Below are 24,566 nucleotides of genomic sequence, written 5' to 3'. Positions count from 1 at the left end.
CTGGTTACAAGAGGCCGATCCTTCAATCGGTCTCTTTCCATTCCATTTAGAATGCGATTATTTCCCTCACGAACATGCAGTCTTCCTTGCTCCTTTTAGACAATTTACATACAATAAGGTCCAAGATATCGGAATAAAGGTGGTAGCTATGCAGGGTAAAGTGAACATACTAATTTGTGATGACAATATAGCTGTACATGAGAGCATATCTGCTTATTTACAGGCGGAAAATATGGAATATGAATCCGTATACAATGGTGAGGAAGTTCTTTACAAATTGGAAGATCAGCATTTTGATCTCATAATTCTAGATATTATGCTGCCAGGACTTTTTGGGACAGAGGTTTGTCGTAAGATTCGCTTGACTAGTAACGTCCCGATTATAATGCTGAGCGCAAAAGGTGAGGAAACTGACCGCATATTAGGCTTGGAAATTGGTGCAGATGATTATATTACAAAACCGTTCTCCCCCCGGGAGGTCGTCACAAGAGTAAAAACCATTTTAAAACGCACTCATTACACCTTTCCAAGTGAAGACGCCATCCTGACGCTGGGAGAAATGAAGATTGACCGAAATGCTTTTAATATCAAAATTAATGGATCACGAATGGAATTTACACCTAAAGAGATCGAATTGCTTATCTATTTTACAATTAATAAAAACAAGGTGCTTTCAAGAGAACAAATCTTAAATAAGGTCTGGGGTTATGATTATTTCGGTGATACTAGAGCCGTTGATAATCTCATAAAAAGAATGAGGAAAAAACTGCCTGAAAAGAATTTGGGATTTGAAATCAAGTCTGTTTATGGGATGGGCTACAAAATGGAGACTTCCACATGAAAAAAGTAACTTCCAACAAAAAAGTGATTTATCTGGCCATCCTCTTTTGTTTCATTTTAGGACAACTTGGAGGAACCTTGATTATTAAACAGCTTTTTTTGAATTATAAATTAAAAGATATGCTGCCTCAGGCCTCTGCTATAGCTGCTGAAATGGCACAAAATGAGATGAGCATTCGAGGTTTTAAACCGTATCTTATGAAGGTGTATGATTTAGAGGGGAATGACCTTTCACCTGGTGACGAAAATAAGCATCTTTTTTTCAATGTTACATCGGAAGAATTCAAGGATGCCCTTATAGATTATATTCCCGAAGTAATTAAGTACAATAAATTCGCTGCGATTAAAAATATTAATGGGTTTCCGAGTAAATCCATTGTCGTAGGTGCACCTATTATTCAGGATAAACAAGCGGTCGGAGTCGTCTTTTTATTAGAACCTGGTAGTGAATTTCAGGCGGTATTGAATGGCTTCTATTACGTTTTTACAGGTACCCTTCTGTTAGGCACACTAATAATCAGCTTCTTTATATCCTCCTATCTAAAGGAGATGAAGCAGCTTGAAAAGACTCGTCGGGATTATATAGCGAATATTAGCCATGAGCTGAAATCTCCCATTGCCTCTATCAGAGCTTTAACGGAGACGCTGGCAGATGGAATGATTCAAGATGAAGAAAAAACAAATAAATACTATGGAATTATTTTATCCGAATGTGCGCGCTTGCAACGATTGATTTATGATGTACTGGAATTATCAAGAATGCAAAATAAAAAAGAAACTTGGAATAAAGAAAAAATAGATACTCAGGAATTAGTCATGCTTATTGAGTCTAAATACTCTTTCTTGTCCGATGAAATGGGCATTGTATTTGAGATTACAGATAACGCCAGAAACCTTCCAGATGTTTTTTCTAATAAAGATAAAGTGTTGCAATTAGTCAATATTTTGATGGATAACGCCATGAAATACGTTCAGGAGGATGGGAAAATAACTTTTGATGCTATTGTGCATTCGAGGGTTGTAACTGTGCAGATATCAGACAATGGACCCGGCATTGCAAAAGAGCACCTCCCTTATATCTTTGAAAGATTTTACAAAAGTGAACAGTCCCATAATGAAAAAGGAAGTGGTCTTGGGCTTGCTATCGCCGAGGAAATTGTAAATGGTCTGGGAGAAAAAATATTGGTTACAAGCAAACCGGGAAAAGGAACGGCTTTTCAATTTACCATTAGACGGTTCAAATAATAACTCTCTCATTTAACACCAAGAAGGTCAGGTAAGGGTATTTCCCTCTACTGACCTTCTTATATTTTATTAATTGTGTAAAAGAAACTATCTTCCATCTTATGGGTATAATTAACATAAAGCTCTATAGGAGGGAAAATCATTGAGAAAAATTAGGAAGCTGATTCTTTTAGGATTTTGCATCATGATTTTACCGGGAACCGTGATTTATGCTGCAGCTGGCTCATCTGAAGTTTCATTATATTTGAATAATGTGCTTCAAAAACAGCCCGCAATATTTTCCGAAGGTTCGATTTCCTTGACGACTGAACAGTTGTCTAAAGATTTATTTGCACTATTCGCCTTGGATGAATCAGGTAAAACCGTTCGAATCTACAAGCCTAATATAAACATGGTTATGCTCGATAATAACGGAGAGATTTTTGGTAAAGTAAAAAGCCCGTCACGTTTTGCATTTTCGACTCTATTACAGGTGGATCATTTAAAAACAGAAATTTCAGATATTAAGGTTGTGATCACCGATCCTGCGGATAAAACAGAAACCATTGATGCTCAACAAATTAAGAACAGCGAAGAAAACTTTTGGTTCAAAACCAATGAGTATACATATTCCTTTACTACAAAGGGCACCTACACTATTCAAGTATTTTTTAAAGATGTGGCTTCGAAAAAGTGGTTTCCTGTCTCCGAAATTGATATATTTGGCATTTGAATTCCAGTTATAAGGGACTCCGCTCATTCTATTCTTATCGCGATATTACCAAATTGTTCTCCCTGCTGCATTCGGTGAAAGGCTTGAACTGTGTCTTGTAAAGGATACACTCGATCAATGATAGGTCGAATCGAATGGTGTTCCATAAACTGAAGCATATCCGCAAACTCTTCACTACTTCCCATTGAGCTACCTATGATACTAATTTGCGGGAAAAATATGGCTCGCGTCGGGATTTCGATTCGATCTCCTGAGCTTGCACCAAACGTAACAATACGTCCATTGGGTTTAATAATATCAAAGTAATGTGGGAACGTCGCAGGCCCAATGCTGTCGAGGATGAGATGAACGGTGTCTCCTTTCATTCTTTCCTTCCAGTTGCTATGACTGTCAAACGCATGATCAGCTCCATGAGCGAGTGCAGCTTGTCTTTTCGTTTCACTGCGTGAAGTGACACTGATACGTGCACCCACCGCTGAAGCCATCATCATGGCATAAGTCGCAACCCCACCACCAATGCCAGGTATAAGAACATGTTCACCTTTCTTTAAGCGGCCTCTAGTGAATAGCGCCCGATAGGCTGTTAAGGCAGATAAGGGCAGCACGCCGGCTTCTTCCCATGACAGGTAAGCTGGCTTGCTGATGGCATTTTGCGCAGGAATGATGATTGACTCAGCGAATGTGCCTTCTGAAGGTCCCCCTACAATGGCTGGAACGTTTGGAATATTGTCGCTATATTCCCATCCGATGCACGGATTAATGATGACATCTTCACCTACATTATGATCCAGCATACCTTCACCTATTGCTTCAATTCTCCCCGCGCCATCAGAGCCGATAATCAAAGGAACATCCTGTTTTGTTCGGTCATCCATGATAAACAAGTCCCTGTGGTTCAGCCCTGCAGCCATTAACCTAACCTTCACTTCTCCAATCCCCGGTTTTTTATCCATAATCTCTTTATAGTTCAAGCCCTTCAGGCCACCTTCTCCAGCATGTACAATGGCTTTCATCATCCAAGCCCCTTCCTCAAGTTGTTATTAATGAATCTATAATAAATTTTACATAGTGGGTGTAATCCAGTAAAATGATCAAAACTGAAGGTGACTATCATAAATCATCATACCAAGAAGGTGCAAAGGAAATGGAAAGTGGAGATTTGAGAATATTTCAAGCGGTTGCTCGCGAGGGTAGCATAACGAAGGCTGCTCAAGTCTTGAATTATGTCCAGTCAAATGTGACGAACCGGATTCAGTATCTAGAAGCTCAGCTGAAAATCCCCCTATTTCGTCGATCCAATCGAGGGATGACGTTAACGCCGGCAGGTGAGAACTTACTGGTATATACAGACAAAATATTATTACTAATGGACGAGGCTGTGATAACCACACAATACTCTGAGCACCCTGCTGGTCCGCTCCGTTTAGGTTCCATCGAAACAACAGCGGCTACTCATCTGACACCTCTGCTAACCGAATATCACTTACGATATCCCGAGGTTAATCTATCGCTTATAACGGGAGAAACGCATAACCTCTTACAAAAGGTGCTTGATTACCAACTAGATGGAGCCTTTGTTTATGGACCCATTGACCAGCCTGATATAGAACATGTTGTTGCTTTCGAAGAGGAGCTGGTGCTTATCTCACAACCAGGTAAGAGCGAAATGCGCGAATTGCTTACAAAGCCAATGTTGTTTTTCGACGTCGGATGTACACATCGTGCCAAAGCTGAGAGTTTCCTAAATGAAAGCGGGATGAGCTCTTATAAGATTATGGAATACGGAACGTTAGATGTAATTCTAAGTGGGGTTTCAGCTGGACTCGGCGTGTCAATGCTGCCCCAATCTTCGATTTCCAAGGCCGAAGAGGCGCGAGTAATTACTTCCCACCGTCTGCCTGAAGGATATCGAGATTTGCAGGTATTGTTTGTGTATCGCCGGAACGCGGTTTTTTCTAGTGCGTTGTCAAAATTAATCCAAATGATCGAAGAAATATAGCAAACATACATATTGGGGATTGATTATATTCGAGCGCAAAGCTTGTTTATTAATCAAACCCTTTTCAGCTTTTTACGATTATACTTGGTATGTCTTGTTCCCATTTACTCACCACGAATCACTCGAAAACCTTGATCAGGACCCATACCATTCGCTTCGAACTTTCCCCGAAATGAAATCTCGTTGTTGCTAATGCCGCCGATCCACCCGCCACCCTTTACAACCCGAAAAGAACCGCTCTTACTATCTATATCTCCGTACCAGTTCCAACACCATTCCCTAACATTCCCTGACATATCGTAAAGACCTAGCTCATTAGGTTTTTTGCCACCAATAGATTTTGTTTTGTTATGGTTGTTTTCTATGATCGGCCAGTTCCAATCTCCTGATAAGTATTTGTCTCCAGCGTTTTGCCAATACCATGCTACTTCATCTGCTTTATTGCTTCCACTGTAGGTGTAACTTTTGCTTAACTGTCCTCCACTTGCAGCATATTCCCACTCTGCTTCAGTAGGCAATCGGTAACCATTAGCTCCTGCATTGAGCGTTACTGTCCATTTTAAATTATCATTATCACTCTTATTATTCGGATCTTTTTTATTTTTATCTATATTGTAATAGGGTTTGAACCCCTCTTTTATACTTCTTTTATTACAGTAATCTATTACGTCATACCAGTTAACCATTTCTACTGGCAAGTTGTCGCCTTTGAATGCTGAAGGGTTGCTTCCCATTATTTCAACCCACTCTTTCTGAGTAACTTCATATTGCCCGATATAAAAATTTGATATAGTTGTACTTTTGTAGTTGGAATTTGTGTTAATGAAAGCCCCGCCTTTGACTAATACATAAGTATCCTTCTGTTCAGGCTTTTCTTGCGAACAAGCGCTGATAACAACTACTATTAAAAGAGAAATTAATAGTTTTCTCATGGATATATCTCCTTTCCAACCACTGGTATGTAGTTAAGTATCATTTGTTGAATGATCTAGAATGATCTAAGGCTGCCGGCTGTGGACCGACAACCTTAGCAATGACAGTGATTAATAGTTATTTTAATCATCTGGAGATGCCTGAGCTGGTCCGATGCTCAAGTTACCATACTGTTACGTTTGAGCTCCCGCTACTTTGATATCCTTCTGTCGCTAACACCTGATAAGACCAACTGCTGCCCAGATTCATTCCGTAACTTTTCCAAGCATTAACGTGGTTGGCAAAAGTGATCGCAACATTGCTTCCCGTTGCTCGCTTGGATTGTCTTACACTCCAAAACTGTGTGAAGGTTGCCGTACCATCAATAGAAGGGGCGTTCGTTCTCGTAGTCGTATATATATCATATGTGCCTCCATCACTGGTCACGGTACCTTTATAAGTTCCAGTAGGTCTATAAGTGCCCCAGCTATCAACGACGTAATATTCTATGAGGGAGTTTCTCGTCCACCCATACAGAGTTAAATACCCATTGCCGGATGGTGCCCAGACGCCTGCATTGTAGTTTATTGTTCTAGATGGGGATCCAGTATTCCAACCTTTACCAACAACAAAGTTACCAGTATTTGACCATGTAACGCTGTAATTCCCACCAGATCCATTAGTAGCATTTACTGTTCCGCCACCATCGGTCCAATTTTGCCAATAGTCTGTCGCTGCACTTGAGGTTGCTGCAAACAAGCTGAAACTCATTGTAGCTGCCATAATTACAGTCACGATTTTCTTGTTAAATTTAAACATAATCTACCTCCTGAAATTTTTTGTCACTACATACCTACATACTGCTTGTCTGTATTTCTAGTAGTCGAAGCAATTCCTTGTGGGGCAGATTCGCAACACCACTTCCTTCCATATATATTAATGTAAGCGATTACATATGGAATCTTATCATAGATCGTTTACTATTTAATCTCTTCAAATTAAAGATTTTACCCTAAAAAGTATTGTTCTTTTGGGATACCTTATTCACTGGATTTTTGTATCTGCCACAATTACAATCCAGTATTTTTTAGTAACACGTTCATAAACCAAGGCTTAATCAGTGGTAAGACTACTGCTGGTTGCATAGCTTTTGTATGGTCCATCTGGGCTCCCGTAAGGATTTCAACATCCCAACCTAAATCAGCCAGCGTCTCCTTATTTCTTTTTAACAACCCGACGATGTCAACGGTAACGCTCCCGAAATTTTCACCGTAAACAATCGTATCATTTCCACCTGCAAAAGCTAGTTTAGGGAGACTAAGCAAATGTTGAATACTGCGATCATCAAAGGCTGTGAGGCTCTGGTATAGAGAGACAAATTGTGCTGTAACACGGGTATCTATGGTAACCTTTATATTGTCCCAATCCATTTCGTTTGGATTCTCCGATCCTGTTGGGCTTTCTACAGATTCATTTTGGTTACTCAAAGCTTGTGTATGTGTTTTATGGGTCACAACCCTCATTTCTTGATAGGGGCCATTATAGGGTGGAAAACCTCCCATTACCAAACTCTCCAAGCGATCTGTTCTTATAGCCATTTGCAATCCAATCAACGCAAGCCAGGAATAACCGAAGTAACTAAAGCTTGTAACATTCATTTCATCCGCAATGTGGAGAAGATCCTTCACAATATGATCTGCTGTTAGATTTTCCTCTGGATATTGAAATAGATGACCTTCATAATCGAAATAAAGCACTTGAAACGTATCCGCAAGTCCTTCAACAAAATGTTTGCCTAATTCGGGATCTACTCCCCACAGCTTTAAGTTTTCTGCTTCCTGATTGTACACAGATTTTTTAGCGATGGGTAACATGAGGGTTGGACAATCTGGAAGTCCTGCCATACCTACTTCTATTTCTGATTGATTTGCTAATTGTATTATCTTTTTCAATGAACTCACTCCTTTGTGTTATATAAAAATATCATATAACATTCATGCAATCTTTCGGTTTATCCCTCTACCTCCCTTGATATATCTACCTAAATTCGATTTAATATTGTTGTAGCACTTGAATGTTCAACTTTAATGTTTTGGGGTGATGATGTTTATGGAAGAGATATATACACCTACACTGATAGCTAAGCAATTAAATGTGAGTACCACTACTTTAAGGAGATACGAAGATCAAGGTTTAATTCCGGATGTACCAAGGACCGCCAGCAACCGCAGATGTTACACTTCCATCCATGTGCAAGCTTTTATTACCATTCGGGCATTATTGCAGGGATATGAAATTCCGGTTGTGTACGATGTGATGAGGAAGATTAAAGGCCAGCAGATGGAGTCTGCTCTTTGGGCAATCAATCAAGAGCAACATAATACCCAAGTGGAAAAAGAAAGGTTAGAGGAAGTCTTACGCATGTTTCGGGATGTTGATTTATCTAAATACAAAGATTTAACTGTATCAGATTCAATGACGATTGGTGAAGTTGCACAAATGGCAGGAGTTAATCCATCAGCTATTCGGCATTGGGAACAAGAAGGGCTAATCTCTTCGAATAGGAACAAAGATAATGGCTACAGAGTCTTCACTTTAACGGAATTAAGAAAAATTATTCTTATCAGCAGTTTAAGGAAAACTGTTTATTATATCGAGAATATGAAACAGCTTTTGAATGAAATAGAAACACATAACTACAAAAAAGTGGAGATATCCTTTCAGCTTGCCTTACAAAAATTGAATTCTCAATTAATGAAGCAATTTTTCGCGATAGCTGAACTTACAAACTATGTGAAATTGTATAAAAGTAATGCCGAGTAACATAATGATCATAGAAAAAGGACTACCTTGCGGTAGCCCTTTTGTGCCTATTTGAACTTGATGTCAACAATCTTCCCGCTTTCCACAAAACCAATATTTCGATAAACCTTATTCGAGTCAGGATTCTTTAAATCAGCATAAAGCATGGGCACTAAATCCTCCGATAAAAGAACGGAACATAACTCTGCTACTAGTGCACTTGCATAACCTTTTTTCCGGCAAGACGGTGGTGTGTATACCGCATTTAATCTGGAATATCTTGCCGACCTATGTGCAATGTACGCCATCGATACAGGTTTATCGTCTACAAACCATATATACAAGTCCCCTGTCTCAATCATCCTCTTGGCATCTAGAATTTTAGCTTCTGGGTTCACCCTAACCCCATAAGCCCCCTCTGAGAAACCCGCCAAAAACTCTGCTACAATGGCCACATTTTTTCTCGTTCCTTGTTGCATTATGCCTTTTACGTTCAAAGGTTTCTTTGGATCTGTACAGAAATAAGATTCTATAGTCATCGTGGACTCATATTGAAGATGATTTGCCTGAGAATACAGCTGTGCAAAACGTTCTGTTGTTTTTGGTTCTCCAGATACTCCCGGTAATGTAGTCTCTTTAAGAAATTCTATAAGTTCTTCGTAGAGAACGGCCTTCTTATCCTCGACAATATCCTTAGAACTCCAAAGCCATGCGTTATGTCCCGTTGACTGGGCATAAATCATTGTTTCATCAGAATCTTTTAAGCAAGTAGAACTCTTCGACTCGCAAATAAGGTGAATCAGGTTGTATTGAACCTCATCAGCAATAAACATATCCTGGCTAAGTATTCGATCGGAGACATTGATTTTTTGAAACATTGTTACTCCTCCTTATTTATTTATAAGAACGCAAAAAACTCCGTCCCATTAGGGACGGAGTAGATTCCGCGTTACCACCCTGATTGGTGTATTTATGAATACACCCTCTCTGCTGCCATCGTCCAACAACGATGCTTCTTTGTAACGGCAGAATCCCGGGCCCGCCTACTATGATTTCGGGAGCCAGCTCTGAGGCGATTGTTCGATTCGGGTGTCCTCTGCCTCGCACCAACCGGCAGTTCTCTGATCGACATATCCGGATTTACTTGTCCTCTTCGTCGCATTTGATTGCAATGTAATTAGATACAATATAAAGTAATAGGGATTTTATGTCAATAAAAAATATGTAAGTTGGCGACGTTAAACAATTATTATTCACTGCGGAAAAATACTAAACACCAAATTGTCTTAAATGATGGTCTAGATGTTTATAAATCCCTTTACCCCATTGCTCCGGAGTGAATTTTCCGAAAAAAGGATGTGGATGGGATGAACAATTCTCCGGACCGTTACTTTGAAAAGTTATAATTTTTTGTTTCAGTATTTCTTTTTCTTTTCCAAAATCTCTATCATCTAAAATAAGTATGGTCGGAATTGTTGACATATTATGTGGTACTGGCTTGTCATTGTAAAAAATAGATTTCACAAACCCTCCTATTAATATTCCTAGCCAACTTCTAGGAGGAAAGGAGTTTCCATTTGCGATGTCTTGAAATGCTGAACAGTGAGCCAACATTTGAGAAACATTCATTTTTCCCCACTGTGGGTTTGAATTAGGACTTAAATTCTCGATACGGCTCAGTATTTCCGCTGTATGTAATTTGTTATATATATTTTCCATAAACACACTTCCATTACGTTTTTTGGGTTTTCGATTTTTTCATTATTAGTTCTGGTGATCCATATATCACGATAAGCTATTGTATTCATGATTGCATCATAATAATTTTACAGTATACTGCCGATCTAATATTCGCCATTTCCATTATTCTATCCTTTATTCACTATCATGTCCTTTAACGTAATAAAGCTATCCATCATGGAGGTAGCTCCTCGTCTTAAACTGTCTTTAAATATCGTTTCCCGTCAGTTCAACAACCTACGGATTTCTGCAATACAGAAATACTTTCCTTTAGGAACGCCCTATTCTTTTCAATCCCTCTATTTTTACACCAGACAACAGCACCAAAAGCATCGTAAAAATCATAAAAGGGTAGTATTGTTTCCAAACCCATTAGAGGACGAATTGTTGAATATCCCTCTTTATACGAAATTCTACTTTGAGGATTCACTTCCCAAACATATCGGTTAATTTTTGTGAAATCAATTTCCGAGGATCCACCCCGTGCACTCTCAAAATCAATAATTCCAACAACCATATTATTATTTGTTAGTATATTACCTTGTCGAAAATCCATATGAACAACACACGGGCCATCAGGAGGAGGTAAAACTGAGAAAGCACCCTCAAAGTAATTAATACATTTTTCGAAAAGTCCTCTCTCAAGGACTTCCTTGCAAGGTTCTATAAATTTTTCAAAGCTATTTCTTATATAAAGTCTCCAATTGTTCTGATTAAAAAATTGAAAACCGTCTAATCCTTCCACACCATATCCCGGCATTTTAACTTCATGCAGCTTTGCGTGAAGTACTCCAATTTGAAATGCTAATTCATCGTCAATAGCACCTGTACATGGTATACCTTTAATCTCAGATAAAAGTAATGCACCAGAAATTAAGTCATCCCCACTCCAGAAGTCTAACACCTTTGGAACCGGTAATACCTCCCTCAACAGTTCAAGCATACGATATTCGCGATATAGTTTATCCCTGTTATAAGGGATCTTCGCATACAGCGTTTCTCCATTAGTAAGATTCAGCTTGTATACTTGTGAACTAAAGGACTCAGGAACATTATCTATACTTAATACATTAAGGTTAAATCTTTTTATGATTGTTTCTACTAAGTTCAACTCGCACCTCACATGTTATGAATGAATAGTAATTAGTTCAGCTATCTTATTCTTAATTTTATTGAACTATCCTAACCATTAGTGTAATAAAATTACACTTAGCCCTTTTTCCTTCTTGCTCTCAGGTAAATGACCGAAATCACTACTAGTCCTATTGCAATTACAAAATACAAATCAATATCCTGCTCAAACATTAACCACATCTTGTATTCTAGGTGTACTTGCTGTTTGGGTCGAAGTCCTTCACCGAATAGTTCTGTTGCTTGGTTAAGGTTATTCATCTCAATTGTTGAACTGCATGGACTACTGCTTGATTCGCCATCCACTTCACTAATGTATATTAAGTATTTATTACCTTCCTTAAAATCAAAACCCCAAGTGTAGTCTGTTCCCACAATAATTTGAGAGTCAACTTCAGTTTTCCAACTTCGTTCAACATCCACTAATATATATCTGATTTTCTCTTTTGGCCCCGTAAATCCTTCTTGTTTCAAATCGACCTTTATTTGTTTTACTTCACCGTAAATTGCTCCACCGTAGACCTCTAGGGCTTCTTGGGGACTTCCTAACTCGACACAGGATAAAGCTTTAGCATCTTGTCCATTTGCAATAAAGAATGCGAATGTGAATAAACATATTAACGTGATTAAACGAAGTTTCAATTTACCACCTACTCTTATGATTTTATTACATAACTTCTTTATTGACATAAGTTATAGGTGAAATGTTGCACTAATTTTCCAACTCCTTCAATGAAATAGGGAGTACACCTCGACGGTATGCTCCCTATTTGGGTTGACAATAGTATTTCGTTGGCCGTGGATGAAGCGCAAGCGCCGTACCTCAGATGATAGAAGTTAAAGTTCTTCCTGGGAGCTGAAAGCTTTGAAGAAATATTCCCCACGGATTTGATTCAACTTTATTCCCTAATTCATTTACAATTAGATATTGAACTGAGCTTTTATAAAAAAACGCACCTGTTAGCTCAATAGCAATAATCTGCAACTCCTTACTTCTCCCAAAGCTCGATCAGTCGACCTTCTGGATCTTCAATCCAAATAAACTTTCCAAATTCACTAATCTCTATTTTCTTTGCAAGAGGTACACCAATCTGTTCAAAATGCTTAATCGTCTCGTTTAGATCATGCACTTGGAAATTCAACATCACTTGTTGTTCTATTGGAAAATAACTGTCATCCTCGGTAAAGAAAGAAAAAATAGTCTCATTTCCCACTTGAGGTTTTATCACAGTCCCATTCCAATTCTCAATGTCAAGCTTCAACACCTCACTGTACCATTTTTTTGTAGCTTCAAGATTCTTAGTCCTCCAGAATATTCCTCCGAAACCTTTAATCATCGTATCTACATTCCTGTCTGCATTGAATTTTCTAATAATATACCCTTTAGAATTAAGGAGAATCCACCGTTAACCTCCTTTCAATACATCGAATGGTAGTGCCAACGGGTAATCAATATCACATTCAACAATAAACGAGAAGCCAAGCATATAACAAATGGCATTAGAAGCAGGAGTGAAGTCTATCGGACCCTATAGTCGCTATTAACCATAATCCGGCTCATTTGAGAACCTATCGGACTCTATAGTCGCTATTGGCTCGAAAAGCCCTCATATCGCGCATGTTTGGAACAAATAACGCCTCTGGGGTCCGAAACACTTCTAAAAAGTCAAAATTCAGCCGAATAGCTGCATCTGAGTCCGATCGCTCATGGTGAAGAGAGCGTGTGGGAATACAATACGCACAACAAGCAGCATAGTCGCACATCCGGTATCACAGACGCCAAACAAGCAGCATAGTCACACATTCGGTAATACAGACGCCCAACTGCAAAGCACTAATCAAGTATTTAAGTATCCATGTGTTCGAGTACGCAAATGTTCAAGGAGTTACATCATGCTTCTTCCATGTGGAGATCATTCCTCCTAGCCCAACGCGGTGTCCGTTGCTCATTACTTCTCCTTCTTATGTAAATAATCTTCATTTTAGATTCTAGATTAGAATTATTTGCTATAATGTTCTCATGAAAAATAAAACTATTCTAAACAAATTAGCTATCATTCTACTTTTTATAAGCATTCTCTTTGGCCTACGCTGCATTTGGTTGAGTATATTTAAGGTTTCCAACACTGTACCTGTGATTAACAATGGTGTACTGGATTTACGCGGCCAGGATCTGGAGCAGGCTAACTTATTCAGGCTGGATGGTGAATGGAGCTTCTATCCTTCGCAATTCGTAACGTCCAAGGATATTTCAACTTTACCAGAACCTTCCCTCCCGCTTCAAGTTCCCGGAGACTGGAGCCACGCGATAGGAACGAATGACCCTTCTTCGTACGGTTATGGTACGTATCGTCTGCGAATTTTGGTAGACCCGCTTCAGCAACCTGTCTCTTTCTGGATCAAACAAATTTATTCCGCTTCCAGTGTGGAGATTAACGGCACTCCTATTCTCAATAATGGGGTAATAGCTCTTGATGCCGATACATATGTACCCAAAACCACCTCATATACAGCAGCTTATTTTTCAAAAAACACCACAGTGATAGATGTATTTATTCACGTAGCTAACTTTGATCACCCCTATAAGGGCGGTATAAAAGGCCCTATTTTCTTTGGCTCTCAGGAACTCATTGACCGGACATACTTTTACACTGTCGGATTTCAAATGCTTACAGCAATTATCTTACTACTGCATGGGCTTTATGCCTGTATTCTGTACTTATTTAATCCTAAAGAACGTGCTCTGTTTCTAGTAGGATTAATGACCTTATCTGTAGCTGTAATCCTTTTAGCTCGAAATGACAACTTAGTGCTTTCATTACTGCCGATTAATTATACTTGGTCCTTAAAAATCCGTTTGATCGCCTTCTTATGGCAAAACCTTTTTATTCTGCTTGTTTTCAGGAAATTCACCTCAGGTACCAAAGTCAACAAGTGGTTACGTGCTTACACATGGTGTCTTTTCCTTTATACCTTGTTTATATTTATTGTCCCTGCTTATTTAGTCAGCACATCCATTCATTTGGGAATCATTCAAGTGTTCCAGTATATTCCCTTCATTTGGTTGCTCTATAGCTTAGGGCGCTTATTGTTCAAAAAGCAAGATGATAAAGATGTTGTTTTTCTGCTGTTATCAGGTGCGGCGATCGTTTCTAATTTGTTATGGAATTTGTGGGATAGTAACGGACACTATTCAATTGTCTATTATCCTTTGGATATTATCGCAGCCATCGTGGGCTTCTCAGCTTATTGGTTTAAAAAGTATTTTCAAAATGCTAAAGAGAACATGGAACTAAATGAGCAGCTGAAAAAAGCAGACAAACTTAAGGACCAGTTTCTCGCTAATACCTCACATGAGCTGCGTACACCACTTCACGGAATCATGAATATCGCGCAAAATATTGTCACAAAAGAAAAGGACAGACTTTACGAAAGTAGCCGTCAAGATATGGAACTGCTGATTACAATCAGCCGCCGTATGTCTCATATGCTTGGTGATCTACTGGATGTGGTCCGTCTTCAGGAGCATCGTGTTATTTTACAACAGGAACCTATTTCGGTTCAATCGGTAGTTCCCGGTGTGATTAGTATGCTTCAATATATGATTGAAGGTAAGCCAGTACAGCTATCTATGGATATCCCGGAAGCTATGCCGCCAGTTCGTGCGGACGAGAAAAGACTGGTGCAGGTTTTATTAAATCTGGTGCACAACGCGCTCAAATACACCGAAGCAGGACTTGTAACTGTTAAGGCTGAGGAACAGAACGGACAGGTTCTTATCTATGTGACAGATACCGGAGTAGGCATGACTGAAGAGACTATGGCACGGATATTTCTACCCTATGAGCAAGGCCCTCACGGAATAAATGACGGGCGTGGAATTGGGCTGGGATTAAGCATATGCCGGCAGCTGGTAGAACTGCACGGAAGCAGCCTAAGCATTCAATCAGAGCTTGGTAAAGGTTCAACTTTTAGTTTCACACTCTCTCTTGCCGATTCTTACAGCGAACAGATAATAAAACAGACGGAACCTACAGTTTCGTATATGGCAGATGAGATTCATAGACAGATGACTGAGTGGGGAATTTCCGAACATCAGCCAAGTAATCACTCTGAAAGGATTCCGCCGCTTTTTACAGAGTTTAAGGTAAATATTCTGGTGGTAGATGATGATCCTGTCAATCTGAATGTACTAAAGGGTATTCTTGAAACCGAACCTTATATCATAACTACCGTGAACTCAGCCCATGAAGCATTGGAATTGTTGGATAAAAGGAACTGGGACTTACTTATTGGCGATGTTATGATGCCACAGATGTCGGGATACGAATTAACACAGAAGGTTCGTACTCGTTACTCCTTATATGAGCTTCCGATTCTACTGCTTACTGCCCGTAGTCAGCCTGAGGATATTTATACTGGATTTTTGTCCGGTGCCAATGATTATGTCACAAAACCTGTAGATGCAGTGGAGCTTAAATACCGTATTCGGGCTTTAACTGCGATGAAGCTATCCTTCAATGAACGGGTGCGGATAGAAGCAGCCTATCTACAAGCACAGATACAACCGCATTTTTTATTCAATACGTTGAACTCTATTGCCGCACTCAGTGATTTGGATACTAAAAAAATGCAGGAGCTCATTGGCGCGTTTACTTCTTTCTTAAGAATCAGTTTTGACTTTTTAAATATCGGAGAGCTCGTGAACCTCTCCCATGAACTGGAATTGGTAGAATCTTATCTGTATATTGAACAGACTCGATTTGCAGAAAGGATATCTGTTGTCTGGAAGGTAGATCCGAATATTGACATCCTAATTCCTCCTCTATCCATCCAACCGTTGGTAGAAAATGCTGTTAAGCACGGTATACTTAAGCGCCAACAGGGTGGAACTGTTCAAATACGTATTATCCGTCTGCACAAGGCTGTAAAGATTGAAGTGGAGGATGATGGGCAAGGCATGGATTCCGGGACCCTCTCTTTACTGCTGAAGCCATTGATGGAAGGCAAAGGTGGCATCGGGCTGGCCAACACCCATAGGAGGTTAAGTCAATTATATGGTCAAGGTCTCTCGATCCAGAGTAAGCCTGGAGAAGGCACCTTGGTATCCTTTGTTGTACCAGAGGACAGTGATAACTTTTCAAGCAAAAAAGCCGCTCCATAAGGAGTGGCTTTTTTGTATCGTTATCTATATCCTTTTAGAGTAAGCTTAAAAAATAGTCGGCACCATTCCCCCATCCATGCGAATTGGAGAACCTTTAAATGCAGAGGCATAAGGACTGCATACAAATGCTGCTAGTCTGCCTATTTCAAAAGGTTTAATAAATCGTTGTATTTCAGATTGAGGAAGATTTGTAGTCATGAATTTTCTTTCTTTTTCTGAAAAAGTCATATCTTCATTGGAGTATATCCCATCAATAATTTGATGCACATTTTCAGAAAGTGTTGGTCCTGGCATGATTGTATTGACTGTAACTTCAGTTCCTATCGTTAACTTAGATAAGCTTTTTGACAATGATAATAACATTGATTTGGTCATTGCATATTGAGGCATTTGGCCTGAAGGCATAATGGCTTCTTCACTAGCAATAAAGAGAATGCGGCCATAATCTTTTTGTAACATTTTAGGTAAATAGAATTTTGTTAATCCATTCGCAGCAAGGACATTAGTACGGAAGTATTTTTCGAATATTTCGTCGTCAACGTCCTCATATTTCATAATTTCATAGATACCCATATTATTAACTAAAATATCTATATTAGGGTATTTTTCGAATAAGGCTTCTCTTTGTTCAATATTCACAATATCCGCTGTAGCATTTTGTGGAGAGGTAGCCGGGAAATTTGACTTTATTTCATTTACAGTTTGTTCTACCTGATCATAATTCCGTCCATTAATTAGTACATTAACTCCTTCTTTAGCAAGTTCAAAGGCGATTGCTTTGCCAATACCTTTTGTTGATCCTGTAATTAAAGCTGTTTTATTATTTAATCCCATATCCATATTACATTTCTCCTTTTATCACGGCGTGCTGAGTAGTTGTCATTTTAAGAACAGTCCTGTGTGCCGGCTAGGATTATATTATCGTACCGGGGTTGTTCAGTAACTAGCGGATTGCGCCAAAGTTCTTGTTTAACACGCCAATGATAAATCTCTGAAAATACTGTCTTTATGAAGAGGGTACCGAGTTTAAACCTAAATGTTCAGTACGCCAATTTGAAGGAGTATCACCTTCCCAAAGACGGAAGGCACGGTAGAACGAGTTCTGGTCTTCATATCCAATCAAGAAAGCCACTTCTTTAATATCAAACGATGGATCTGCCAGATACTCTCGTGCTTGCTCATGTCTAGCTTGTGTCAGCAATTGCTTGAAGCTTGTGTTTTCTTCAGTAAGCCTGCGTTGCAACGTACGGTCACTCATACTTAATGCCTTCGCAACAGCATGAATGTCAGGGCGTCCTCCGCTGAAGCTGCGTTTCATGATCCATTTGACCCTCTCGGTTATAGAGCGAGTGCCCTTCTGTTCAGCAAGCGTCCGGTCCAAAACGGGAGTCAGAATCTCCAGCAGCTCTTCGTTGTACGAGATAAAAGGCCGATCCAAATCATTTCGAAGCAACGTCAAACGATTATATTGAGCACCTATCTGAATTCGGCAGCCGAAATAATCTTCAAGAATCTTTACATTTCCTATAGGCTGTGAAAACTCGACAAGCTGTGCTGTCAAAGGTAGACCTGTGCCTCGCCGCCCAAGCTCTAGAAGAAATGCCAAAGTGAGGCCTAGTAGCAGCGGTGGACCAAAATGCCCGGGATGCTGCCATTCCAATTCGATTGTACATAGCTCGCCTTCTTCGGTAAAACGCAAGCTTTCAGGAGGGCACATTTGTTTGTATCGTACCATTCGGTTAAGAGCATCGCGATAGTCCTTAGCATGGTATGTTGCTAAGACCGTAGGCGGATATTGTGTAGTTTCAAAGACGGTTGCAAGCTTAATGATTCCTTCGGCTGTATCCCCAATGAGATCGGAATATGCCTGCCAGACTGCGAAATATTGGGCGGTGGTGACTTCTGACTCTGTGATCTGGCTAAGTGGAAGATTTGCTTTGCTGGCTACATCTTGTGCAGTTATTCCTAATTGACTTAATCCAGCCCAAAATCCTGGTGGGATTTTAATTTGATCAGAGGTATGAAACTTCATACATATGGACCTCCTTTATTAAGAACTCCAGCACACTTGGGCAAGCAGTTCGAACGAATGCAATCGTTTCTCATAATCTGGAATCATGGTAACGATAATGAATTCATTAACTCCATACAAAAGAGATAACCGTTCCAACTTACCTTTAACACTTTCCGGAGTACCTACCAGCAGCTTACGTTCCAAGGGCTCAGACTTCGCTTCGGCAGAACCTTCTTGTTGGAATAATGTCGTACCAGATGAGGCCAATCGCTCTGCCTCTTCCTCAGTCTCGGCGCAAATGACGCCAACAGCAACCATGGCCTGCGGTTCAGGAGAAAGTGAAGAAGGAGTAAAGGTTTCACGGTAAGCCTGCAAAACCTCCTCCCCTGCTACATCGCTCATGAACTGGCCAAACACATAACCTGCTCCAAACTCGGCAGCATATGCCGCGCTTTTCTTGTTTGTACCCAGCAGCCATAGCTCTGGAGATACGGGAGGGACCGGACGGGCGGTTATTGAACGTCCTTCATAGGAATAGTTACCCTGCAATAATTCAGTGACGCCTTTAAGGAGTTCTGGCATTTTCCAAACATTTTCGAGAAAATTGCCACTTAGTGCTAAACTTACTTCAGCAGTACCGCCGGGAGCTCTGCCTAATCCAAGGTCGATGCGTCCCGGGTACAAACTGGCCAACAAATGAAATGCTTCCACCACCTTTAGCGGCTTATAATGTGGCAGCAATAAAGCGCCTGAGCCAAGGCGAATGTGTGCTGTTTTCGCTCCAATATGCGATAAAAGCACCTCCGTAGAGGTACATGCTAATCCTGGCATATCATGATGTTCAGCAACCCAATAACGAGTATATCCCAGTCTTTCTGCTGTCTGAGCCAGCTTCACTGCTTGTCCCAATGCGATACTAGCATCCACCGTATTAAAAACAGGTACAAGATCTAATACACTAAGCTTAATGGATGTTCTTGTCATGATTAAGTCCTACTCGAGGGTTTCGGTAAAATTCGATCATATCGATAAAAATAAGCTTGTAATCAACTGTCACCGCAGCCAGATCATACATTCGGCCATGGCCGTCTTCTTTGGAGGCAAAAACAACATCGTGCCGCAGCTTGTCCATAATCATTTTGCCGATGAACTGATGCTCGTATTCCGCGTACTTCTTTTTGAAAGCTTCATTAAATTCCCACACCTCTTGGTAAGACCGCTCTAGCATTGCGTTTACCAAAGTCAGCTCGTTGCCCTCTTTTTGTACAGCCACGTAATAATTTCCGCGCTCATCCTTGATCAAATCCTTATATAACTCAACGTTCAAAGTTAACATCTCCTCTCTGATTACCTAGGACTCAATTTTATAGGCTTGCAGTCAGCACCGTTGGCTCTGTCGTGATTTCTACATTTCCTGCAACGGCTCTGGAGATCATGCAGGAGCCTTCTGCTTTATGGGCAATTCGGATGGTTTTATCGATATCGTCCTGTGACGCAACTTTGGTAAGGGTGATTAGGGGTGAATGTTTGATGGCTTCATATGTAAAAATGTTATTCGTTACATCGACCGTCGCCTCTGAGGTTAACGTCAGCTCTAAAGTCGTAAGCCCTGCCCGCTCCAGCATTGCTGCAAGTGTAATGAGATAACAGGTTGCTGCTGCTCCCAAAAGCATCTCATCCGGATTCGTTCCTACTCCGGGTCCTCCCATTTCCTTCGGAATGGAAATTTGAGTCTTAAGCTGTCCAGCTTCAATAGTTCCGTCACTGTTACGGCCACCGTTCCATACGGCGTTCAATATAAATGGGTGCTTCATTTTTATATATCCTCCCTAGCTTGATATTGCATGCTATATTTTTCATCGAATACTTTACATGCTAACATAGAAGAATGTGGTGAACAAACAGGCTCAGGCCTACTATTCATGAAACTTATCTATAAATTAAAATTCAGGAGGTTCTACCATCATGATAAACGACACGGATATCAAACATCTTAAGCGTTGTATTGAACTTGCCCAAATTGCACTAGAAGCTGGGGACGAACCCTTTGGTTCCGTCCTTGTATCAGCAAGTGGCGAAGTGCTGGCGGAAGACCGCAACCATGTAGGTAGCGGTGACCATACTCAGCATCCCGAATTCGCTTTAGCCCGCTGGGCAGCTCAGAATATGACACTGGAAGAACGTAAGCAGGCAACAGTGTATACCTCCGGAGAACATTGCCCTATGTGTGCAGCGGCACACGGGTGGGTTCATTTAGGACGAATTGTATATGCCAGTTCCTCGAAGCAATTATCGGCGTGGTTAAATGATATGGGAATTGCAGCATCACCCGTCCGTAATTTAAGTATTCAGGAGGTTATTTACGAAACGTTCGTAGATGGCCCTGTACCCGATCTTGCAGAACAAGTACGGGAGCTTCATCTACAATTTCACGAGAAAAGACTTCATTAGTATGACGAAACAAAAATAAATGATTTTTCCGTAAAAAAAGAACCTTTGGATAAAGGTTCTTAGGCTGTCGAGAAAGTCTCGACAGCTTTATTTATGTCCAGAAAAGGGTGATTTCACATCCCTTTACCTTTTATTATTCTTAATTACTTCGCTAAAGCGGTCAGGGAAATTTGTATGTACACCATCTACACCCCAAATTACGGCTTTATCCATATTCACTTGATAATTCACAGTATATGGAAACACCTTTAGCCCTGAATTTTTTGCCTGCGCGACATATGCCGCATTTATTTTTTGAAAGTTAGGACTTATGCCTACCGCATAAGTTTTTAATCTATTCACATAGGATTCTGATATTTTATAAACAGGGAAATCATACCATACAATTTGATAAAGAGGGACTGCTGGATTTATGGAATGGAATCTACGTAAACTCGCTTCACTAAATGAATGAATAGCAACATGAGCCGACAGATCATAATTTAAAATTTCTTCGTTTAACAATGCCTCGATGTTCGAATTCGACGTGGGATCTTTAATCTCAATCATATAGTCCACTTCTTTTCCGAACCTTTCAAATACCTCTTTTAGTGTCGGAATACGTAAATCTACATATTTATCTCTAGCGAACATGGGATATTGTTCATTAAACCATGAACCCGCGTCTAATTTTGAGATCTGCTCTAAAGTAAAATCCTTTACATACCCTTTAGCATTCGTGGTACGATTTACGGTCCCATCGTGAATAACAACAGGAACATGATCTTTTGTTAACTGAATGTCTAACTCGATATAATCGGTCTTCATATCAATGGCTAGCTCGAATGCAGGTATTGTATTCTCAGGAGCATATCCTGAAGCACCACGGTGAGCGATGGTATATACTTTATCCGCAGGCATGATAATTTCCTTTACTTTAATGCGAATCCAGGGGGAATAAGCATACAAAGAGGTGAACAATAAGATTAATAAAAGGACATGTATACCTATAAAGTAGATTCTGGAATTTTGAATTTTTTGCATTAAGCTGACCTCATCTTTTTAAAAATATAATGTAGAATACTTGGTGTCTTTCGCTCTAACATTCATTCTTGTGTAAAATTATGATTTATATTCCCTTATGTTAATCTCACCTCATCGTATTTGTAAGGTCAAAGTTTGGAGATTTCTATTGTACCAGATTATCTAGAGAAAATATTGTGAGGCAGCATAAATGGGAAAGGGTCTGCAAGGTCAAGAAAGCAACATCTAAACTTTGTGGGGTATAAACTATAGTTGCTATATATACAGAGTCCTAAAGTTCTTATACCATTAACTTTGTAAGCGATTAACTTTATAGGAGGAAATGACTTGACAAAGCCAGTGCAACCCAATGAACCTCTCGTAACTCATATTTATACTGCGGACCCTTCTGCTCATGTATTTGAAGGCAAGATTTATATTTATCCCTCTCATGACCTGGATCACGATATGATCTCTAATGACAACGGTGACCAATATAATATGGAGGATTACCATGTTCTGTCTATTGATGGAGATGGCTCCCCTTGTATCGACCACGGTGAAGTGCTTCATGTGAAGGATGTCCCATGGGCTAAACAGCAAATGTGGGCTCCGGATGCAGCATACAAAAACAATACCTACTATTTGTTTTTCCCAGCCCGAGACCATGACGATATTTTCCGAATTGGGGTTGCAACCTCAGCGTCACCTTCCGGACCCTTTACACCTGAACCGAACTACATTCCCGGCAGTTATAGCATTGATCCCGCTGTTTTCGTTGATGATGATGGCAAATCATATATATACTTTGGGGGTCTTTGGGGCGGTCAACTTGAAAAATGGCAAACCGGCTCATTTGTTGCGGATGCAGAGGGACCGGCTAAAACGGCACCTGCTCTAGGACCTATCGTAGCGGAGCTGAGCGAGGACATGCTGAGCTTTGAAGGTGCGCCTAGAGAAATATCCATCGTCGATACGAACGGAAATCCGATTCTTGCTGGAGATGAAGAGAGAAGATATTTTGAAGGTCCATGGGTTCATAAATATAACGGTTATTATTATCTTTCTTATTCCACGGGTACTACCCATAATATTGTATACGCTATCAGTAAAGATCCGCTTGGGCCTTTTGTATATCAAGGAAAAATACTTACACCCGTCCTGGGCTGGACAACACACCATTCTATTGTTCAGTTTAAAGAGAAATGGTATTTATTTTATCATGATAGTTCTTTATCTGGTGGTGCTGACAACAAGCGTTCTGTAAAATATACGGAGCTGAAATACAACGATGATGGCACCATTCAAACCATCCATCCTTAGTTTTTATTGAAATGGAGTGCATGCGTAGTGCACAGGAGGGGAAATATCATGCCAATAACACAACAAGGTGCTTTTTATACGGGGAAATATCGCAATTTATTTAAAGAGCTCGGCTTTTCTGAAGATGAAATCAACGCTAAACTCGAAGAAACTTGGAGTGATTTGTTTTACGGAGATCCGAACGTACGAATCTACTATCCGCTGGACGAGGATAAAAGCTATATTCTGGATACAGGTAATCTGGATGTTAGGTCTGAAGGAATGTCCTACGGGATGATGATGGCTGTTCAAATGAATAAAAAAGATGAGTTTGATCGTTTATGGAACTTCTCTAAGACGTTTATGCAGCACAAAGAAGGCCGTTATGCCGATTACTTTGCTTGGCACTGCAAGCCTGACGGTACAAGAATTTCTCAAGGACCCGCACCGGACGGGGAAGAGTTTTTCGCCATGGCTTTGTTTTTTGCCTCAAAACGTTGGGGGAACGGTCCGGCACCTTATAATTATTCCGAGCAGGCTCGAATAATATTGCGTGCTTGTGTACATAAAACTGAAACAGGCGCTGGTGACTCAATGTGGGACGCGGAAACGAAACTGATTAAATTCGTACCGGAATCCACCTTCAGTGATCCATCTTACCATCTCCCCCATTTCTATGATTTGTTCGCTTTGTGGGCTGATGCAGGTGACCACATGTTTTGGAGAGAAGCGGCGGAAGCCAGCCGCTCATATCTACACACTACATGTAATCCTATAACTGGTCTCGCTCCCGAATATGCTAATTTTAACGGCACCCCGGCAGAACCCCAGCCTCATGGTGATTTCAGTCATTTTTTCAGTGATGCTTACCGGGTTGCGGCTAATATCGGTCTGGACTGGGCATGGTTCCAAAAGGACAGCTGGCAGGTCGATCAATGTAACCGGATTCAAGCTTTTTTTAGGAATATCGAAGTTTCCAATTACCGGAGGTATACCATTGAGGGACAGGCATTCGACGAACCGGCGCTGCATCCGGTAGGCCTTTTGGCGACCAACGCTATGGCTTCGCTTGCTTCTGATGGCCCGGAGGCAGAGCATTTTGTCCGTTTGTTTTGGGATACACCTTTGCGAACTGGACAACGTCGTTATTATGATAACTGTCTGTACTTCTTTAGTTTACTGGCCCTAAGTGGAAACTATCGCATTTATTGAAGTAAATCGAACAAAACAATAGGACTCCTTTCCTCAAAAA

At 40.3% G+C, this 24,566-nt stretch carries 24 protein-coding genes and 1 other annotated feature; of the genes, 9 read left to right on the top strand and 15 right to left on the bottom strand.

Features of this window, described 5'->3' with window-relative positions; translation table 11 throughout:
• Window positions 1-148: 148 nt before the first annotated feature.
• The 3 genes from MKY54_RS15620 (at window position 149) to MKY54_RS15610 (ending at window position 2,797) form a co-directional block, all read left to right on the top strand.
• Complete coding sequence (locus MKY54_RS15620; RefSeq protein ID WP_076184620.1) at window positions 149-841, top strand: response regulator transcription factor; 693 nt, start codon at window positions 149-151, stop codon at window positions 839-841.
• Complete coding sequence (locus MKY54_RS15615; RefSeq protein ID WP_076280616.1) at window positions 838-2,085, top strand: ATP-binding protein; 1,248 nt, start codon at window positions 838-840, stop codon at window positions 2,083-2,085. Before MKY54_RS15620 ends, MKY54_RS15615 begins: the two co-directional genes overlap by 4 nt.
• Window positions 2,086-2,227: 142 nt before the next feature.
• The gene (locus MKY54_RS15610; protein ID WP_076280617.1) at window positions 2,228-2,797 is read left to right on the top strand and encodes a hypothetical protein; all 570 of its coding nucleotides are present in this window, start codon (window positions 2,228-2,230) and stop codon (window positions 2,795-2,797) included.
• Between the two features lie 23 nt (window positions 2,798-2,820).
• On the opposite strand, the gene MKY54_RS15605 is transcribed toward MKY54_RS15610, so the two are convergent.
• Window positions 2,821-3,810, bottom strand: coding sequence for a zinc-binding dehydrogenase (locus MKY54_RS15605; RefSeq protein ID WP_339191205.1), 990 nt, complete (start codon window positions 3,808-3,810; stop codon window positions 2,821-2,823).
• A 131-nt stretch (window positions 3,811-3,941) separates the two neighbouring features.
• Between MKY54_RS15605 and MKY54_RS15600 the strand changes: the two genes are divergently transcribed.
• Window positions 3,942-4,796, top strand: a complete 855-nt coding sequence (locus tag MKY54_RS15600) for a LysR family transcriptional regulator (RefSeq protein ID WP_339191202.1) — start codon at window positions 3,942-3,944, stop codon at window positions 4,794-4,796.
• Window positions 4,797-4,900: 104 nt separating this feature from the next.
• On the opposite strand, the gene MKY54_RS15595 is transcribed toward MKY54_RS15600, so the two are convergent.
• The 3 genes from MKY54_RS15595 to MKY54_RS15585 form a co-directional block, all read right to left on the bottom strand.
• Window positions 4,901-5,728: an SUMF1/EgtB/PvdO family nonheme iron enzyme gene (locus MKY54_RS15595; RefSeq protein WP_076280618.1), complete on the bottom strand. Its 828-nt coding sequence runs from the start codon at window positions 5,726-5,728 to the stop codon at window positions 4,901-4,903.
• Window positions 5,729-5,891: 163 nt separating this feature from the next.
• Entirely contained in the window at window positions 5,892-6,527 is a 636-nt protein-coding gene (locus tag MKY54_RS15590) for a glycoside hydrolase family 11 protein (protein ID WP_076190353.1), read from the bottom strand.
• 251 nt (window positions 6,528-6,778) lie between these two features.
• Complete coding sequence (locus MKY54_RS15585) at window positions 6,779-7,660, bottom strand: alpha/beta hydrolase (RefSeq protein ID WP_339186993.1); 882 nt, start codon at window positions 7,658-7,660, stop codon at window positions 6,779-6,781.
• 157 nt (window positions 7,661-7,817) lie between these two features.
• On the opposite strand from MKY54_RS15585, the gene MKY54_RS15580 reads away from it, so the two are divergent.
• A complete protein-coding gene (locus MKY54_RS15580) occupies window positions 7,818-8,531 on the top strand; it encodes a MerR family DNA-binding transcriptional regulator (RefSeq protein ID WP_076125585.1) in 714 nt (237 codons plus the stop codon).
• A gap of 47 nt (window positions 8,532-8,578) precedes the next feature.
• On the opposite strand, the gene MKY54_RS15575 is transcribed toward MKY54_RS15580, so the two are convergent.
• The 5 genes from MKY54_RS15575 to MKY54_RS15555 form a co-directional block, all read right to left on the bottom strand.
• Complete coding sequence (locus MKY54_RS15575; RefSeq protein WP_339186991.1) at window positions 8,579-9,388, bottom strand: GNAT family N-acetyltransferase; 810 nt, start codon at window positions 9,386-9,388, stop codon at window positions 8,579-8,581.
• Between the two features lie 47 nt (window positions 9,389-9,435).
• Window positions 9,436-9,676, bottom strand: a binding site (T-box leader).
• 103 nt (window positions 9,677-9,779) lie between these two features.
• Entirely contained in the window at window positions 9,780-10,229 is a 450-nt protein-coding gene (locus tag MKY54_RS15570) for a DUF1569 domain-containing protein (protein ID WP_076125859.1), read from the bottom strand.
• A 250-nt stretch (window positions 10,230-10,479) separates the two neighbouring features.
• On the bottom strand, window positions 10,480-11,361 hold the full coding sequence (locus tag MKY54_RS15565; RefSeq protein WP_339186990.1) for a phosphotransferase: 882 nt from the start codon (window positions 11,359-11,361) through the stop codon (window positions 10,480-10,482).
• Between the two features lie 98 nt (window positions 11,362-11,459).
• Window positions 11,460-12,071 (bottom strand): hypothetical protein, encoded by a 612-nt coding sequence (locus MKY54_RS15560; protein ID WP_179089403.1) that lies wholly within the window; start codon window positions 12,069-12,071, stop codon window positions 11,460-11,462.
• Window positions 12,072-12,370: 299 nt separating this feature from the next.
• Window positions 12,371-12,718, bottom strand: a complete 348-nt coding sequence (locus MKY54_RS15555) for a VOC family protein (protein WP_076125591.1) — start codon at window positions 12,716-12,718, stop codon at window positions 12,371-12,373.
• A gap of 764 nt (window positions 12,719-13,482) precedes the next feature.
• On the opposite strand from MKY54_RS15555, the gene MKY54_RS15550 reads away from it, so the two are divergent.
• Window positions 13,483-16,545 carry an ATP-binding protein gene (locus MKY54_RS15550; RefSeq protein ID WP_339186987.1) on the top strand — a complete coding sequence of 1,021 codons (3,063 nt, stop codon included), beginning with the start codon at window positions 13,483-13,485 and terminating at the stop codon, window positions 16,543-16,545.
• Window positions 16,546-16,590: 45 nt separating this feature from the next.
• On the opposite strand, the gene MKY54_RS15545 is transcribed toward MKY54_RS15550, so the two are convergent.
• From MKY54_RS15545 to MKY54_RS15525, 5 genes are all read right to left on the bottom strand, one after another.
• Complete coding sequence (locus MKY54_RS15545) at window positions 16,591-17,385, bottom strand: SDR family NAD(P)-dependent oxidoreductase (RefSeq protein ID WP_076125594.1); 795 nt, start codon at window positions 17,383-17,385, stop codon at window positions 16,591-16,593.
• Between the two features lie 166 nt (window positions 17,386-17,551).
• Window positions 17,552-18,577: a helix-turn-helix domain-containing protein gene (locus MKY54_RS15540; protein ID WP_339186985.1), complete on the bottom strand. Its 1,026-nt coding sequence runs from the start codon at window positions 18,575-18,577 to the stop codon at window positions 17,552-17,554.
• 18 nt (window positions 18,578-18,595) lie between these two features.
• A complete protein-coding gene (locus MKY54_RS15535) occupies window positions 18,596-19,543 on the bottom strand; it encodes an LLM class flavin-dependent oxidoreductase (RefSeq protein WP_076303748.1) in 948 nt (315 codons plus the stop codon).
• Window positions 19,524-19,886, bottom strand: coding sequence for a hypothetical protein (locus MKY54_RS15530; RefSeq protein WP_076303749.1), 363 nt, complete (start codon window positions 19,884-19,886; stop codon window positions 19,524-19,526). The genes MKY54_RS15535 and MKY54_RS15530 overlap by 20 nt, the downstream gene beginning before the upstream one ends.
• Window positions 19,887-19,923: 37 nt before the next feature.
• The gene (locus tag MKY54_RS15525; RefSeq protein WP_339186983.1) at window positions 19,924-20,373 is read right to left on the bottom strand and encodes an OsmC family protein; all 450 of its coding nucleotides are present in this window, start codon (window positions 20,371-20,373) and stop codon (window positions 19,924-19,926) included.
• A 151-nt stretch (window positions 20,374-20,524) separates the two neighbouring features.
• Here MKY54_RS15525 and MKY54_RS15520 point away from each other — a divergent pair, with 151 nt between their 5' ends.
• A complete protein-coding gene (locus tag MKY54_RS15520) occupies window positions 20,525-21,010 on the top strand; it encodes a nucleoside deaminase (RefSeq protein WP_076125601.1) in 486 nt (161 codons plus the stop codon).
• Window positions 21,011-21,133: 123 nt separating this feature from the next.
• Here MKY54_RS15520 and MKY54_RS15515 read toward each other — a convergent pair whose 3' ends face one another.
• Window positions 21,134-22,033: a glycerophosphodiester phosphodiesterase gene (locus MKY54_RS15515; RefSeq protein WP_052097044.1), complete on the bottom strand. Its 900-nt coding sequence runs from the start codon at window positions 22,031-22,033 to the stop codon at window positions 21,134-21,136.
• A gap of 327 nt (window positions 22,034-22,360) precedes the next feature.
• Between MKY54_RS15515 and MKY54_RS15510 the strand changes: the two genes are divergently transcribed.
• A complete protein-coding gene (locus MKY54_RS15510) occupies window positions 22,361-23,335 on the top strand; it encodes a glycoside hydrolase family 43 protein (RefSeq protein ID WP_076306458.1) in 975 nt (324 codons plus the stop codon).
• A 48-nt stretch (window positions 23,336-23,383) separates the two neighbouring features.
• Window positions 23,384-24,526: a glycosyl hydrolase family 8 gene (locus MKY54_RS15505; protein WP_076190363.1), complete on the top strand. Its 1,143-nt coding sequence runs from the start codon at window positions 23,384-23,386 to the stop codon at window positions 24,524-24,526.
• Window positions 24,527-24,566: the final 40 nt, after the last annotated feature.

The sequence above is a fragment of the Paenibacillus sp. FSL P2-0121 genome (genome assembly GCF_037975345.1).
Lineage (GTDB): Bacteria > Bacillota > Bacilli > Paenibacillales > Paenibacillaceae > Paenibacillus_AQ > Paenibacillus_AQ odorifer.
Note: the sequence above shows the minus strand (reverse complement) of the source record. Positions and strands in the feature narration are given on the sequence as shown.

What these genes read in the sequence shown, in the direction of transcription:
- MKY54_RS15620 (WP_076184620.1), top strand. Translation starts at nt 149, where the DNA reads ATGCAGGGTAAAGTGAACATACTAATTTGTGATGACAATATAGCTGTA.
- MKY54_RS15615 (WP_076280616.1), top strand. Translation starts at nt 838, where the DNA reads ATGAAAAAAGTAACTTCCAACAAAAAAGTGATTTATCTGGCCATCCTC.
- MKY54_RS15605 (WP_339191205.1), bottom strand. Translation starts at nt 3,810, where the DNA reads ATGAAAGCCATTGTACATGCTGGAGAAGGTGGCCTGAAGGGCTTGAAC.
- MKY54_RS15600 (WP_339191202.1), top strand. Translation starts at nt 3,942, where the DNA reads ATGGAAAGTGGAGATTTGAGAATATTTCAAGCGGTTGCTCGCGAGGGT.
- MKY54_RS15595 (WP_076280618.1), bottom strand. Translation starts at nt 5,728, where the DNA reads ATGAGAAAACTATTAATTTCTCTTTTAATAGTAGTTGTTATCAGCGCT.
- MKY54_RS15590 (WP_076190353.1), bottom strand. Translation starts at nt 6,527, where the DNA reads ATGTTTAAATTTAACAAGAAAATCGTGACTGTAATTATGGCAGCTACA.
- MKY54_RS15580 (WP_076125585.1), top strand. Translation starts at nt 7,818, where the DNA reads ATGGAAGAGATATATACACCTACACTGATAGCTAAGCAATTAAATGTG.
- MKY54_RS15575 (WP_339186991.1), bottom strand. Translation starts at nt 9,388, where the DNA reads ATGTTTCAAAAAATCAATGTCTCCGATCGAATACTTAGCCAGGATATG.
- MKY54_RS15570 (WP_076125859.1), bottom strand. Translation starts at nt 10,229, where the DNA reads ATGGAAAATATATATAACAAATTACATACAGCGGAAATACTGAGCCGT.
- MKY54_RS15560 (WP_179089403.1), bottom strand. Translation starts at nt 12,071, where the DNA reads ATGTCAATAAAGAAGTTATGTAATAAAATCATAAGAGTAGGTGGTAAA.
- MKY54_RS15555 (WP_076125591.1), bottom strand. Translation starts at nt 12,718, where the DNA reads ATGATTAAAGGTTTCGGAGGAATATTCTGGAGGACTAAGAATCTTGAA.
- MKY54_RS15545 (WP_076125594.1), bottom strand. Translation starts at nt 17,385, where the DNA reads ATGGATATGGGATTAAATAATAAAACAGCTTTAATTACAGGATCAACA.
- MKY54_RS15540 (WP_339186985.1), bottom strand. Translation starts at nt 18,577, where the DNA reads ATGAAGTTTCATACCTCTGATCAAATTAAAATCCCACCAGGATTTTGG.
- MKY54_RS15535 (WP_076303748.1), bottom strand. Translation starts at nt 19,543, where the DNA reads ATGACAAGAACATCCATTAAGCTTAGTGTATTAGATCTTGTACCTGTT.
- MKY54_RS15525 (WP_339186983.1), bottom strand. Translation starts at nt 20,373, where the DNA reads ATGAAGCACCCATTTATATTGAACGCCGTATGGAACGGTGGCCGTAAC.
- MKY54_RS15520 (WP_076125601.1), top strand. Translation starts at nt 20,525, where the DNA reads ATGATAAACGACACGGATATCAAACATCTTAAGCGTTGTATTGAACTT.
- MKY54_RS15515 (WP_052097044.1), bottom strand. Translation starts at nt 22,033, where the DNA reads ATGCAAAAAATTCAAAATTCCAGAATCTACTTTATAGGTATACATGTC.
- MKY54_RS15505 (WP_076190363.1), top strand. Translation starts at nt 23,384, where the DNA reads ATGCCAATAACACAACAAGGTGCTTTTTATACGGGGAAATATCGCAAT.